General features: G+C 62.4%; 12 protein-coding genes. 7 read left to right on the forward strand and 5 right to left on the reverse strand.

The annotated features are described in order from the left end of the window. Positions 1-2: 2 nt before the first annotated feature. From topA to B9N93_RS04435, 4 genes are all read right to left on the reverse strand, one after another. Entirely contained in the window at positions 3-2,309 is a 2,307-nt protein-coding gene (gene topA, locus B9N93_RS04420) for a type I DNA topoisomerase (RefSeq protein ID WP_085211240.1), read from the reverse strand. A gap of 108 nt (positions 2,310-2,417) precedes the next feature. After that, positions 2,418-2,885 carry a Smg family protein gene (locus B9N93_RS04425; RefSeq protein ID WP_085216169.1) on the reverse strand — a complete coding sequence of 156 codons (468 nt, stop codon included), beginning with the start codon at positions 2,883-2,885 and terminating at the stop codon, positions 2,418-2,420. Between the two features lie 40 nt (positions 2,886-2,925). Continuing rightward, positions 2,926-4,029 (reverse strand): DNA-processing protein DprA, encoded by a 1,104-nt coding sequence (gene dprA / locus B9N93_RS04430; protein ID WP_085211242.1) that lies wholly within the window; start codon positions 4,027-4,029, stop codon positions 2,926-2,928. 2 nt (positions 4,030-4,031) lie between these two features. Further along, on the reverse strand, positions 4,032-5,168 hold the full coding sequence (locus B9N93_RS04435) for a LysM peptidoglycan-binding domain-containing protein (RefSeq protein WP_085211244.1): 1,137 nt from the start codon (positions 5,166-5,168) through the stop codon (positions 4,032-4,034). 117 nt (positions 5,169-5,285) lie between these two features. Between B9N93_RS04435 and def the strand changes: the two genes are divergently transcribed. The 7 genes from def to B9N93_RS04470 all read left to right on the forward strand — a co-directional run bounded on the left by def (position 5,286) and on the right by B9N93_RS04470 (position 12,911). Continuing rightward, complete coding sequence (gene def, locus B9N93_RS04440; RefSeq protein ID WP_085211246.1) at positions 5,286-5,828, forward strand: peptide deformylase; 543 nt, start codon at positions 5,286-5,288, stop codon at positions 5,826-5,828. 5 nt (positions 5,829-5,833) lie between these two features. Further along, positions 5,834-6,766 (forward strand): methionyl-tRNA formyltransferase, encoded by a 933-nt coding sequence (gene fmt, locus B9N93_RS04445; RefSeq protein WP_085211248.1) that lies wholly within the window; start codon positions 5,834-5,836, stop codon positions 6,764-6,766. Continuing rightward, entirely contained in the window at positions 6,763-8,049 is a 1,287-nt protein-coding gene (gene rsmB, locus B9N93_RS04450) for a 16S rRNA (cytosine(967)-C(5))-methyltransferase RsmB (RefSeq protein WP_085211250.1), read from the forward strand. The genes fmt and rsmB overlap by 4 nt, the downstream gene beginning before the upstream one ends. Beyond that, the gene (locus tag B9N93_RS04455) at positions 8,046-8,606 is read left to right on the forward strand and encodes a DUF4390 domain-containing protein (protein WP_176225121.1); all 561 of its coding nucleotides are present in this window, start codon (positions 8,046-8,048) and stop codon (positions 8,604-8,606) included. The genes rsmB and B9N93_RS04455 overlap by 4 nt, the downstream gene beginning before the upstream one ends. Further along, entirely contained in the window at positions 8,588-10,768 is a 2,181-nt protein-coding gene (locus tag B9N93_RS04460; RefSeq protein ID WP_085211254.1) for a sensor histidine kinase, read from the forward strand. Before B9N93_RS04455 ends, B9N93_RS04460 begins: the two co-directional genes overlap by 19 nt. 7 nt (positions 10,769-10,775) lie before the next feature. Next, positions 10,776-12,143: a sigma-54-dependent transcriptional regulator gene (locus tag B9N93_RS04465; protein WP_085211256.1), complete on the forward strand. Its 1,368-nt coding sequence runs from the start codon at positions 10,776-10,778 to the stop codon at positions 12,141-12,143. A 126-nt stretch (positions 12,144-12,269) separates the two neighbouring features. After that, the gene (locus tag B9N93_RS04470; protein ID WP_125468834.1) at positions 12,270-12,911 is read left to right on the forward strand and encodes a hypothetical protein; all 642 of its coding nucleotides are present in this window, start codon (positions 12,270-12,272) and stop codon (positions 12,909-12,911) included. A gap of 68 nt (positions 12,912-12,979) precedes the next feature. Here B9N93_RS04470 and B9N93_RS04475 read toward each other — a convergent pair whose 3' ends face one another. Next, positions 12,980-13,558 (reverse strand): YiiX/YebB-like N1pC/P60 family cysteine hydrolase, encoded by a 579-nt coding sequence (locus B9N93_RS04475; protein WP_217807268.1) that lies wholly within the window; start codon positions 13,556-13,558, stop codon positions 12,980-12,982. Positions 13,559-13,586: the final 28 nt, after the last annotated feature.

Below are 13,586 nucleotides of genomic sequence, written 5' to 3' on the forward strand. Positions count from 1 at the left end.
GGCTAGGCTTCCGAAGCCTCTTCCAGTGGCTCGCCTTCGTAGGGCACGGCGTAGTCGCAGTCCTTTTGCGGGCAGACTTTCTCGGTGCCGCGGCGCTTGGTGGTCTTCAGGGTGAGGATGGGCCAGCCGCATTTGGGGCAAGGCTCGTTGAGCGGCGGATTCCAGGCCGCGTACTTGCATTTGGGATAGGTCGGGCAGGAATAGAACAGCTTGCCGAACCGCGATTTGCGCTTGATGAGGTTGCCCTTGTGGCATTCCGGGCAGGGCACGCCGGTGTCCTCGGGTTTCTCCAAGGGTTCGATGTGCTTGCAGGTGGGGTAGGCGCTGCACCCGATGAATTTGCCATAGCGGCCCGTCTTGATCGCCAACGGCGAATCGCACAGCGGGCAGGTTTTGCCTTCGACGATCTCGGGGGGGGGCGGTTCGGCATCCTCTTTGAGATTGCGGGTGTATTTGCAGGTCGGGTAGTTGGTGCAGCCGACGAAGCGGCCATTACGTCCCAGCCGGATCGACAATTGGCTGCCGCACTCGGGGCATTGTTCGTCCAATTGTTCATGGGTCACGTCGGCCCGCTTGAGGCTTTCGTCCTTGGTCTCGATCAGGGATTTGAACGGACCCCAGAATTCCCGCATCAGCGGCACCCATTGCTTCTCGCCACGGGAGACGGCGTCGAGGTCGTCTTCCAGCAGGGCGGTGAAGTTGTAGTCCACGTATTGGGTGAAATGCTCGGTCAGGAATTTGTTGACCACGCTGCCCACGTCGGTCGGACGGAAACGCTTGTTTTCCAGCTCGACATAATGGCGCTGCTGCAAGGTGGAAATGATGGCGGCGTAGGTGGAAGGACGGCCTATGCCGTATTCCTCCAGGGTTTTGACCAAGCTGGCCTCGGTGTAGCGCGGCGGCGGTTCGGTGAAGTGCTGGCCCGCGATCACGTCCAGCAGGTCGAGGGCTTGGCCTTCCTTCAGCGTGGGCAGGAAGCCTTCCTCGTCCTCGTTGGCCGCGCCGTCGTCCTTGCCTTCGAGGTAGACGCTCATGAAGCCCGGATTGACCACGGTGGAGCCGGTGGCGCGGAATACGCCCTTGTCGCCGCAGGCCAAATCGGCGGATACGGTCTTGATGGTGGCGTGGATCATTTGGCAAGCCACGGTGCGCTGCCAAATCAGGTTGTAGAGCTTGTACTGTTCGAGGCTCAGGAACGGCTTGACCTTGTCCGGCATGCGCAGGGCGGAAGTCGGGCGGATGGCCTCGTGGGCTTCCTGGGCGTTCTTGCTCTTGGTCTTGTACTGTGGCGGGGTTTTGGGCAGTTTGTCTTCGCCGAAGCGAGAAGCGATGAGGTCGCGCAGTTCCTGCACCGCCTCGTTGGCGAGGTTGACCGAATCGGTGCGCATATAGCTGATGAGCCCCACGCTTTCGCCGCCGAGGTCGATGCCCTCGTAGAGCTGCTGGGCGATGGTCATGGTGCGCTTGGTGGTGAAACCCAGCTTGCGGGCGGCTTCCTGCTGCATGGTGGAAGTGGTGAAGGGCGCGGCGGGATTGCGCTTGCGTTCCTTCTCCTCCACCTTGGCGACCAAGAGCTTGCCCTGGGCGGCGGCGATCAAGGCGTCGCGGGCGGCATGGGCCTCCGCTTCCTGGGTGAGGCTGAATTGCTCCTGCTTTTCCCCGTCCAGATGGGTGAGGCGGGCCTTGAGATTTTGCCCCTCGACCGCGGCGGTGGCTTCGATGGTCCAATATTCGCGGGTGACGAAGCGCTCGATCTCCTGTTCGCGCTCGACGATCATGCGCAGGGCGGGGCTTTGTACCCGGCCCGCCGAGAGGCCGCGGCGGATTTTCTTCCACAGCAAGGGCGAGAGCTTGAAGCCGACCAGATAATCCAGGGCGCGGCGGGCCTGCTGGGCATTGATGAGGTCGGTCGAGAGCGGCTTGGGATGGGCGATGGCTTCGGTCACCGCCCGCTTGGTGATTTCATGGAACACCACCCGGTGGACGGGTTTGTCGTCCAGGAGCTCGCGTTCCTTGAGCAGTTCGTAGATATGCCAGGAAATGGCCTCGCCTTCGCGGTCGGGGTCGGTGGCGAGGAACAGCACGTCGGCCTTGCGGATGGCCTTGGCGATGGCCTGGACGTGCTTTTCGTTCTTCTCGATGACTTCGTATTTCATCGCGAAACCGTTGTCGGGATCGACCGCGCCCTCCTTGGGCACCAGGTCGCGCACATGGCCGTAGGAAGCCTGCACCTGGAAGTCCTTGCCCAGGTACTTCTCTATGGTTTTGGCTTTGGCCGGCGATTCGACTATGACCAGATTCTGACTCATCGAACTCTAGCTTGGGACTCGGCGGGAACGGACGGGCGTTCCCGGCGTTGAATAGGGCCATCCCCACGGGATGGAAGATGCCGCCGGACGGCGGGGATTCTTAGGGGGTCAATGCAGATAGGTGGGCAGGGTTTCGTAGACCAGCGTTTCCATGCGGGCGAAGGCGATTTCCTCGTCCGGCTGGCTGAACAACACCATCAGCACCACCCATTTGAGGTTTTCCAGCGAGATGGATTCCTCGTTGAAGGCCATGACGCGGTCGATCACCAGTTCGCGGCTTTCGGGGGTGAGGATGCCGCTTTGCTCTAGGAACAGGAGGAGGCCGCGGCATTCGGCATCGAGCTTGGCCATCTCCTGTTCGCAGAACACCCGGAACGCGGGGGATGAGACGGATTTGATGGCGTGGCGCTCGGTGAGCGATTCCAACCAGTCGAACGCCTTGTTGATTTCCGGTTGCGGAAAACCGGCTTCGAGCAATTCGGTGCGGATCACGTCGGGATCGGGCGCCGGATCGATTTCCCCGTCCATATAATTCTCGAACAGGTAAATCAACACATCGAATACGTTTTCTTTCATCATCTAGTGATCTCACGCTGGATGGATAACGGGCTGGGGCTTATTTGATCCGGACATAGCATCCTCCGGGCGCGGATTCCACGTAGCCTTGCAGTTCGAGCATCAGCAACATGGCGGCGATGGATTCCGGGCTCTCCCCAGTGACCGCCACTAGAGTATCCACGGAGGTTGGGTCGTACGCAATAAATTTCAAGAGCGCCCAATGGGGTTCGTCGCCGCCGGGCGGAGGCAGTGGCGGGGGTTCCGGGCGTCCGGGCAGGGTCGTCGGGCCGAATTCCTCGACGATATCCCGCACCGATTGCACCAGCTTGGCACCGTCTTGGATGAGGTCGTTGCAGCCTTTGGAAACCGGGCTATAAATCGAACCCGGCACGGCGAATACTTCCCGGCCTTGTTCCAGGGCCAGCCGCGCCGTGATGAGGGAACCGGATTGCTCGGCGGCCTCGACCACCAAGGTGCCCAGCGATAAACCGCTGATGATGCGGTTGCGGCGTGGGAAATTGCCGGCCTTGGGTTCGGTGCCGGGTGGGAATTCGGACAGGATGGCACCGCCGCGTTCGACGATCTCCTGGGCCAGGGCGCGGTGCTGGCGCGGATAGATTTGGTCGGGACCGGTACCGGCGACGGCGAGGGTGATGCCGTTGCCGTCCAGGGCACCGCGATGGGCGGCGGCATCGATGCCCAGGGCCAAGCCGCTGGCCACCCCGTAGCCCGCCACCGCCAACTCCCGCGCCAGATGGTGTGCCGCCTTGCGCCCCGAGGCCGAGGGATTGCGGCTACCGACCATGGCGACCTGGCGTAGCGACAGCGCCGCCGGTTCGCCCACGGCGAACAATAGCGGCGGCGGATCGGCGATTTCGCGGAGCAGGGCAGGATAGCGGGGATCGTGCAGGGTCAGGCAGTGGCGCTGGGAGCCGTTCAGCCAATCGAGGTCGCGGGCGACGCTGCCCCAGTCCGGGTTCTGGAAATAAGCGATGGTTTTCTCGGGGATTTTCAGCGCGGTCCAGGCGGCGGTACCGGCCTCGAACACCGCTTGGGGTGTGCCGAAATGGGAAAGGAGCGAAGCGAAACGGCGGCTACCGATCAGCGGTGCCCGGTGCAGGGCCAGCCAATAGCGTAGATCGGAGCCGCTGTGCTCAGCCAAGGTCAGGGCGTTTGCACGGCGTCGAGGACGTGCAGGGCACGGGCGGCGTGCATGACCAGGGCATAACTGACCCGCTCATAAGGCCGGAACACCATCAGCAGCCCGGCTTTTTGCTCCGGCGCATTGACGGTTTCGCCGCTGTAAGGGCCGATCAAGTCGCGGATCATCGTCCCGCGTTGCAGGATTTGCAGGACGTGCCCGACTTCGATGCCGTCGGCGGTGCCCCGGTCTAGGGCGACGATGGAATATTGGCCGATTTGATTGACGCCGTTGACGACGCCGATGATGTGGCCCCGGACCTTGGATTTCGGTGCGTGGGGTTGGAAGGACAGGCGCAATTGCTCCGAACGCAGGGGCAGCAGGCGGTCGCCGATCCGGGCTTCTTGCTCGGTGCGCTCGATGAACAAGGTCGCCGGATCGCCGACCTGCTCCACATGGGCATCGCCGATATAAACAGCCTCGTAGCCCAGGGTTTCGCCGGTGTCGGCGTCTTTATAGGGGTTGCCGCTGCGCAGCACGGTGTAGGCCGTGGGCGCGCCTTCGCCGATGGAGCGCACGAACATGCGGTTGCCATAGCCACCGATGATATGCTCGTCGGCGAAGGCCACCACATAGGGGGCTTGGTTCAGTTCATCCGGTCCCACCACCTGCGGCCGCGACAGGAACGGATGCACGATGTTCATGGGGATGGTGGGGATCGCCTGGGAGATGGGCTTGGAGCGGATGCGCGGACTCAGTTTTTGTTCATAGGGGTCGCTGTCTTCGTAGGCGGGGGCGCTGTCGTAACCGGCGTTTTCCAGGCCGATCTGGGGGACGCCGTTGACGTAGCTCAAGACCAGCGTATCGCCTGGGTAGATCAGGTCGGGATTGCGGATCTCGGGATTGATATGCCAGATTTCCGGCCATTGCCAAGGCCGGTTGAGGAAGCGCCCGGCGATATCCCACAGGGTGTCGCCCCGGACCACGGTGTAGCGGTCGGGATGGTTGGGGTTCAGTTCGAGGGTGTCGGCGAAGGCGAAGCCGCCGGACAAGCAGAGCGCCAAGGCGAGGCGGGATAACACCGACCAAACGCGCCGCGTCGAATACGAACGCCATGGCCGGGTGAATCGGGGGGAATTCAAGCGGGAGGGGATAGCCATGGGGTTCGCGCAACTTTCATGGAGTGGTGGGGGTCTGTCGTGGAACGGCATTCAAAGTCTAGTGTGATTTCGCTAGAATTCCATCCAATTCTATACAGTGCTTTCCGGTTAAGAAACATGGCTACTTTAACCATCCTCGAATTCCCCGACGAACGGCTCCGCAAAAAAGCCGCTCCCGTGGAGGTGGTGGACGATTCCATCCGGCGTTTGATCGACGACATGCTCGAAACCATGTACGCCGCGCCGGGCGTGGGTTTGGCCGCGAATCAGGTGAACGTGCAAAAGCGCGTGATCGTGATCGACATCTCCGAGGATAAAAGCTCGCCGCTGTGCCTCGTCAATCCGGAGTTGCTCGAAAAAAGCGGGTCCGGGGAAATGGACGAAGGCTGCCTTTCGGTGCCTGGTATCTTCGAAAAGACCAGCCGCGCCGAAAAGGTCAAGGTGCGGGCCTGGGACCGCGACGGCGCTTCTTTCGAACTGGAGGCCGAAGGCTTATTGGCCGTGTGCCTACAGCACGAGATGGACCATCTGGAAGGCAAGTTGTTCGTCGATTACCTCTCGCCCCTCAAGCGCCAACTGGTCCGCAAGAAGCTCAAGAAGGAACAGCGCCAACGCGCCACCCAAAGCCCCAAAGTGGGCGGCAAAGTGGCGGCGATCTAAGCACCATGAGGATCGTCTTCGCCGGAACCCCGGAATTCGCGGTGCCGCCGCTGCAAATGCTGCTCGGTACCGGGCATCGCATCGTCGCGGTCTACACCCAGCCCGACCGTCCCGCTGGTCGGGGCCGCAAGCTCACCCCCAGCCCCGTCAAGCAAGTCGCCACCGCCCACCACATCCCGGTATTCCAGCCCCCGACCCTCAAAGCCGAGGAAGACCAAGCCCAACTCCGCGCTTTGGAACCCGATGTGCTGGTGGTGGTGGCCTATGGCTTGATCCTGCCCAAGGCGGTGCTGGAGATTCCCAGGCTCGGCTGCGTCAACATCCACGCCTCGCTGTTGCCGCGCTGGCGCGGGGCCGCGCCCATCCAGCGCTCGGTGCTGGCGGGCGATGCGGAAACCGGCATCACCCTCATGTATATCGAGCCGCGCCTGGACGCGGGGCCAATGCTGTATAAGAAAACCTGCCGCATCGCCCGGCTGGAAACGGCGGGCGAATTACACGACCGCTTGGCCCAATTGGGCGCGGAAGCCCTGGCCGAAATCCTGCCCGATCTCGAAACCGGCAATATCCGCCCGGAAATCCAGGACGAAGCCCAGGTGACTTACGCCGCCAAGCTGGAAAAGGCCGAAGCTGTGTTGGATTGGACCCTGCCCGCCCTTGAATTGGAACGCCGCGTCCGCGCCTTCAATCCCTGGCCGGTGGCGGAAACCCAATGGCGCGACACCACCCTCCGCGTGTGGCTGGCCGAAGCCCTGGACGAAACCGCCCGCGCCGCGCCCGGCACCGTGCTGGATCGCGAGCGCACCCTTGATGTCGCCACCGGCCAGGGGGTGCTACGGCTGCTCGAAGTCCAGTTGCCCGGAGCCAAGCGGGTGGCGGCACGGGATTTCCTCAACGCTTACTCCCTCAAGACCGAGCGCCTCGGTCGGCCCGCTTGAATACCCGCGCCATCGCGGCCGGCATCCTGGCCCAGGTCGCGGTCGAGGGCGAATTCCTTACTTCCGCTTTGAGCGCGGCCCTGCCCCAAATCCCCAAGGACAACGACCGCGCCTTCGTGCAGGCGCTGTGCTATGGCGTGGCGCGTTGGTATTGGCGTTTGGATCGCATCCTGGCGCTGCTGACCCATAAGCCGATCAAGGATGCCGAAGTCCGCATGTTGGCTTTGCTCGGGCTTTATCAGCTCAAATACACGCGGGTCAAACCCCATGCGGCGGTGGCGGAAACGGTCGCCGCCGTCGGTCCCAAGGTTTGGGCCAAGCCCTTGCTGAATGGCGTGCTGCGCAACTACCAGCGCGAGCAGGACCGCCTCGAAGCCGAGGCCGACACCGATGAAAGCGCGGCCCTGGCCCATCCTGGGTGGTTGATCCGCCAACTCCGCAAGGATTGGCCCGCCCATTACGCCGATACCCTCCACCATAACAACGCGGCCCCGCCCCTGGCCCTGCGGGTGAATCTGGCCCGGAACTCCCGCGAGGCTTATCTGGAGCGCTTGGCCGAAGCGGGCATCGCGGCGGTGGCGGCGGCGGTTGGTGCCGGCGCGATCATCGTCGAGACGCCGGTGCCGGTCGAGAAACTCCCAGGGTTCGCCGAAGGCGCGGTCTCGGTGCAGGACGTGGCGGCGCAGCTGGCCGCGCCCTTGCTGGGCTTGGCGGCGGGGCAGCGGGTGCTGGATGTCTGCGCCGCGCCCGGTGGCAAGACCGCCCATCTCCTCGAAGCCCGTCCCGACCTGGCCGAGGTCGTCGCCATCGATATCTCGTCCGAGCGCCTCACCAGGGTCCACGGCAACCTGCAACGCCTGGGACTCGCGGCCACGGTTTTGGTGGGCGATGCCACCCAGCCCGAATCCTGGTGGGATGGCCGTCGCTTCGACCGCATCCTGGTCGATGCGCCTTGTTCGGCCACTGGCGTGATCCGCCGCCATCCCGATATCAAACTGCTGCGGCGGGCCACCGATATCGCCGAACTGGCCGCGGCCCAGGCCCGCATCCTCGAAGCCATGTGGCCGCTGTTGGCCCCCGGTGGCCGGTTGTTGTACGCCACTTGCTCGGTCCTCAAGCGCGAGAACGAGCAGCGGATCGCCGCCTTCCTCGATGCCCACCCGGAAGCCCGCGAGCGCCCGATCATGGCGGATTGGGGCATCCCGGCCCGCCATGGCCGTCAAATCCTGGCCGGTCAAAACGGCATGGACGGCTTCTACTACGCGCTGTTGGAGAGGGCGTGATCCCGCGCTGGACGCGCTGGCTGTTGCCGTTGGCGCTGTGCCATGGCCTCCAGGGCCGCGCCGCCGAATACGGCTTCCGCATCCTCGACGCCCAATTGGTGCCCGTCGCCGACCAATATGCCTTGAACGCCGACATCGACTACCGCTTCAGCGCCCCCGCCATCGACGCTTTGGAACACGGCGTGCCCTTGACCGTGGTCATCCAGTTCAAAATCCAGCGCCACCGCGATTATTGGCTGGATGAAACCTTGCTCAGCGAATCCCGTCGTTTCTTTATCCACTATCACCCGCTGGCGAAAACCTACCAGATCGCCAACGAAAGCAGCGGCGCGACCCGCGATTTCGCCAGCCTCCGCGCCTTGCTCGACGCCCTGGGCGAAATCCGCGGCTGGCGTGCCCTGCCCAGGGCGGCGTTCGCGCCGGGCCGGGAATATTGGGCCGGCCTTGCCGCCAAGCTCGATATCGAAGCCCTGCCGTTGCCGCTGCGGCCCTTGGCCTATGTGTCGCCGGGCTGGTATCTCGGGAGCCCCTGGTTCCGATGGCGCGTTTCAGGCTGAAGCCGCCCTTGGGGCTGTCCATCCTCGCCCTGTTCCTGGGCGTTCTGGTCTCGTTGCACCTGATGAGTTCGGCGACCCAGGACGCTTCGCAGTTGGGCGCGATGTATTCCTGGTTGGTGGTGGTGAACCTGTTGGGTTCGGTGTTGTTGCTGGGCTTGGTCATCGCCAACGCCTATTCGCTGTTCCGGCAATGGAAGCGCAAGGCGGCGGGCTCGAACCTCACCACCCGCATGGTGTTCCTGTTCAGCCTGTTGTCGCTGGCCCCGGCCGCCATCGTGTTCTATTACTCCATGCAGTTCCTGGAGCAGAGCATCGATAGCTGGTTCGATGTGCGCATCGACCATGCCATGGAGGACGCCTTGCAACTCGGCCAGACCGCCCTTGACGAGCGGATGCGGGCCATGCTCAAGCAGACCGAGCAGACCGCCGAGCAGCTGGCCGATTCCCCGCCTTCTTTGCTCGCCATCCGTCTGGGCGAATTGCGCGATTCCTTGGAAGAGGGCGATTTCACCGTGTTTTCCCGGCAGGGCCGCATCCTGGCCTTCAGCGGTTTCCAGTCCGAGCAGATCATCCCGGACCTGCCGGAAATCGGTATCTTGTTGCAAGTGAAACAGGGCAAGGCCTATGTGGGCCTGGAAGCCCAGCCCGGCGGGGAAGGCTCGCAAATCCGGGCGGTGGTGGGCATGGCGGGCGAGGACACGCTGTTCCTGCAAGCGGTCTATCCGGTGCCGTCGAAGCTGGCGCGGCTGACCGGGACCGTGGAATCGGCCTATCTGCATTATAAGGAACTGACCTTCCTGCGCGGTTCCTTGAAGCTGACCTTTGGGTTGACCTTGTCGCTGGTGCTGTTATTGAGCCTCCTGGCGGCGCTGTGGGCGGCGTTCCAGAGCATCCGCCGCATCGTTGCCCCGGTGCGTTATCTGGCCCATGGCACCCGCGCCGTGGCCGAGGGCAATTATGAAAAACGCCTGCCGGTGCGGCGGCGCGACGAACTCGGCTTCCTGGTCGAATCCTTCAACGCCATGACCGAGAAGATCGGCCAAGCCCGCGACGAGGCCCAGCGCTCGCGGCAGGAGGTCGAACGGCAGCGCGCCTATCTGGAAACCTTGCTGGCGAGCTTGTCTTCCGGCGTGTTGAGCTTCGACGCCTCCTTGCGCCTCCTGACCGCCAACGGGGCGGCGGATGCCATCCTGCACGCCGAACTGGGCCGCTATATCGGCGAACCCACCGCCGCGCTCACCGCCGCCCACCCGCATTTGGCCGATCTCCTGGACGGCATCGCCGGGCGCCTGCGGACCGCCGCCGGGGCTTGGCAGGAAGAAATCCCCTTCGCCGGTTTGGAAGGCCGCCAGGAATTATTCTGCCGAGGCACGCCTTTGTTCGGGGCCGGGGGCGAGCGCCTGGGTTCGGTGCTGGTCATCGATGATGTGACCGCCTTGATCCAGGCCCAACGCGCCGCCGCCTGGAGCGAAGTGGCCCGCCGCCTAGCCCACGAGATCAAAAACCCCTTGACCCCGATCCAGCTTTCGGCGGAGCGCCTCCGGCATAAACTCGCCAAACACCTCGACGAGGCCGATGCCGAGGTGCTGGACCGTGCCACCCGCACCATCGTCCAACAGGTCGAGGCCATGAAAACCATGGTCAACGCCTTCGCCGAATACGCCAAGCCCTCCATCATCCAATTGCAATGGGTGGACCTCGACGCTTTGATCGAAGCGGTGGTGGCGCTCTATCCGCCCCAGAGCGGCTTGGAGTTCGAACTGGCCCTGGCCCACAACCTGCCCGAGGTCCATATCGATCCGGTCAAGCTCCGGCAGGTGTTGCACAATCTGATTAAAAACTCGCAGGAAGCCGTGCCGGTCGGCGGCTCGGGTAGAATGCGCATCCAGACCCAATCCGTGGCGGAAGGCCATCACCCGGTCGTGGAACTGCGGCTGTACGATGCCGGTCCCGGCATTCCCGCCGATCAGGCCGACCGCATCTTCGAGCCTTATGTCACGACCAAGGCCAAAGGTACGGGCTTGGGTTTGGCCATCGTTAGGAAGATCATCGAAGAGCATGGCGGCGGCATAAAATTGGATACCGGCTATCGGGACGGCGCGGGTTTCGTGATCCGCCTGCCGGTGGTGGCCCGAACGGCGGCGGCATCCGCGGAAGCATGAGGATAGGATGAGCAAAACAAGTATCTTGGTGGTGGACGACGAACCCGATATCCGCCGCCTATTGCAGGAAATCCTGGAGGACGAGGGCTACGCGGTCCATGTCGCCGAAAACGGGGCCGTGGCGCGGGAACTCAGGTCGGCGCACAAGCCCGATTTGATCCTCCTCGACATTTGGATGCCCGACGAGGACGGGATCAGCCTGCTCAAAGACTGGCTGCGCGACGAAACCCTGGGTCCGGTCATCATGATGTCGGGCCATGCCACGGTGGAAACCGCCGTCGAGGCCACCCGGCTCGGTGCCTACGATTTCCTGGAAAAGCCGTTGTCCATGGCGAAACTCCTGGTCACGGTGGAACGGGCCTTGGAGAACGCGCAGCTCAAGCGCGAGAACGTGGGGCTGAGGCGGCGGGTGGAAGCCCCGGTCGAACCCGTGGGCCGCGGTGCCGCCATGGAACGCCTGCGCGACCAGGTACGGCGCTTGGCCCAGCACGACGCCCGCGTGTTGTTCGTGGGCGAACCCGGCTGCGGCAAGGAAACCCTGGCGCGTTACCTCCACGCCAACAGCGTGCGCCGCGACGGCCCCTTCATCGATGTCGGTGTCGGTACCATCGCCCCGGAATATTCGGCGGTGGAATTCTTCGGACGGGCCGATGGTGCCGGCAATGTGCAGCGCGGCCTGTTGGAGCAAGCCCACGGCGGTACTTTGTTCTTGGACGAAGTGGCCGACATGGAGGAAGAAACTCAAGTCCGCCTGATGAGCGCCCTCGAATCCAATAGTTTCTCCCGTGTGGGCGGCAGCGAATTGGTGCATGTCGATGTCAGGATCGTCGCCTCCACCCGCAAATCCTTGGAAGAGGAAGTCCGGGCCGGGCGCTTCCGCCGCGAACTCTATTATCTGTTGAACGTGGTGACGCTACGGGTGCCGCCCCTGGCCGAGCATAACGAAGACGTGCCGGAGTTGCTGGGTTTCTACGTGGATTATTTCGTGAGCCGGGAAAAGCTACCATTCCGCCGGTTCGGCGTGGCGGTGCAGAATTTCCTGCGCCATTATCCCTGGCATGGCAATGTCCGCGAATTGAAGAATCTGGTGCAGCGCTTATTAATACTCGGCAGCGGCGAGGAAGTGGAATTGGACGAGGCCAAGGCGGCTTTGGGCGAATCCCTGTCGGTGCCCGGTATCGCCTTGAACCAGCCGGATTTCTATGATTTGCCGCTCAAGGATGCCCGCGAGCATTTCGAGAAAGCCTATCTCGAATACCATCTGGAGAAATACGCGGGCAGCGTGGCCCGGTTATCCCAGGCGATAGGTTTGGAGCGGACCCATCTTTACCGCAAGCTGAATTCCTTGGGGATCAAGTTCAAGGATAAGCGGTGAGGGGCGATGGGAATAGCCCAAGGAATGAGGGAGTACGAGGATGCCTTAAATTAACCCACAGCCAACAATTTCGCGGATGGCCGCGATAACCTACTCACAATAAAACCTACAGTCAACGATACCGCCATGGCTACTACTCAAGATGTCAATCGTCAGAAACGGCTCGCTAAGAAGAAAATCAAGCGCGAAGAAAAAAATCAAAGAGTGATTTATTTGGATAAGGCCCAGTCCGAAAAACTCATCAAGGAAAGCTTAGAGGCCGTTGGAAAGTTCCCGATCCATCAATGCCTGATTCCCCAAGGCTTGTTCGCGAATGGTTTCGGTACGGCGATTATCGCCCGCCAGATCAACGACGAGGAAGTCATCGTCGCCGGGTTTATGCTGGATGTGTATTGCATGGGGGTGAGGAACGCTTTCCTCCGGGCTTTGGAAATATCCGAATATACCCGGACCATAGGCCGGATGCACGAGCATGAAAACTTCGGTCTGGCCGAACCTTCCTTGGTTCTGGCCTTGGTCGAGCAGTGCGCGGAATATGCCGACCAACTGGGTTTCAAGCCCCACGAGGAATACGAGGAGGCCCGCCATATCTTCGGCGCTATCGATCCCAAGGAATGCACCGAAACCTTCAACTTCGGCAAGGACGGCAAACCCCATTTCGTGGCCGGTCCCAACGACGCGCCCAAGCGCTGCCAGCGGATTATCGAGCGGCTGACGGAGAAGTTAGGGGCGGATGGGTTTACCTATAAGCTGCGGAAGGATGCTTGAAAGCGGTAGGGCGGGTTAGGTGGTACTCCGCCGTGACCCGCCGATTCCGCTGATTTAGGCGGGATGGGTTATTCGTCGGTTGGAGATTCGATAATCGTGCCCAACACCGGGGATTGCATTTGGCTGGCCGGGGTGATGGTCAGTCTGGACCAAGGGATGAGGCCGAAAAACCATAACCGCCAGAAGGTCAGCGAGGTATCGGGTTGGCGATGCAGGAGTGCGGAGAATGATTCGAGGGTTCCCACCTCGATACCCGTCGCCTCCCGGTAAGCATCGTAGACGAACTTGGAACAGAATTGCCGGGAAGATTCGTATTTGAATCCCAGGTGGTAGAGCTTTCCCAACCTCGCATCGCAGGCTTGCCGTAGCGCGTCCACTTGGGCGGGCGTCAGGCCGGATTTCAAACGGCGGACGCAAAACCAGCCATTTTCCGAACGCGCCAAAAACCGATCCAGCTTCGAGTATTGGACGCAGGGGACGGCGCTTTCGGCAACCTGCCAAGCGCCTTCCGCATCGGGAAAGACGATCCCGACATGGGAGGCTTTCGATCCGGTGGCGGCGGCCACTTTCCGATAAAGATAATAGGGGATCGAGGTGAATATCAGGTCGCCGGGTTCGAGTGGGATGGCGTTGATGTTGACAGGCATCGATAGGCTCCGGTTCATGGTGTTCTTT

The sequence above is a fragment of the Methylomagnum ishizawai genome, from assembly GCF_900155475.1.
Taxonomy (GTDB): domain Bacteria; phylum Pseudomonadota; class Gammaproteobacteria; order Methylococcales; family Methylococcaceae; genus Methylomagnum; species Methylomagnum ishizawai_A.

Coding starts and splice junctions, on each gene's coding strand:
- topA (WP_085211240.1), bottom strand. CDS start 2,309: ATGAGTCAGAATCTGGTCATAGTCGAATCGCCGGCCAAAGCCAAAACC.
- B9N93_RS04425 (WP_085216169.1), bottom strand. CDS start 2,885: ATGAAAGAAAACGTATTCGATGTGTTGATTTACCTGTTCGAGAATTAT.
- B9N93_RS04435 (WP_085211244.1), bottom strand. CDS start 5,168: ATGGCTATCCCCTCCCGCTTGAATTCCCCCCGATTCACCCGGCCATGG.
- def (WP_085211246.1), top strand. CDS start 5,286: ATGGCTACTTTAACCATCCTCGAATTCCCCGACGAACGGCTCCGCAAA.
- fmt (WP_085211248.1), top strand. CDS start 5,834: ATGAGGATCGTCTTCGCCGGAACCCCGGAATTCGCGGTGCCGCCGCTG.
- B9N93_RS04460 (WP_085211254.1), top strand. CDS start 8,588: ATGGCGCGTTTCAGGCTGAAGCCGCCCTTGGGGCTGTCCATCCTCGCC.
- B9N93_RS04465 (WP_085211256.1), top strand. CDS start 10,776: ATGAGCAAAACAAGTATCTTGGTGGTGGACGACGAACCCGATATCCGC.
- B9N93_RS04470 (WP_125468834.1), top strand. CDS start 12,270: ATGGCTACTACTCAAGATGTCAATCGTCAGAAACGGCTCGCTAAGAAG.
- B9N93_RS04475 (WP_217807268.1), bottom strand. CDS start 13,558: ATGCCTGTCAACATCAACGCCATCCCACTCGAACCCGGCGACCTGATA.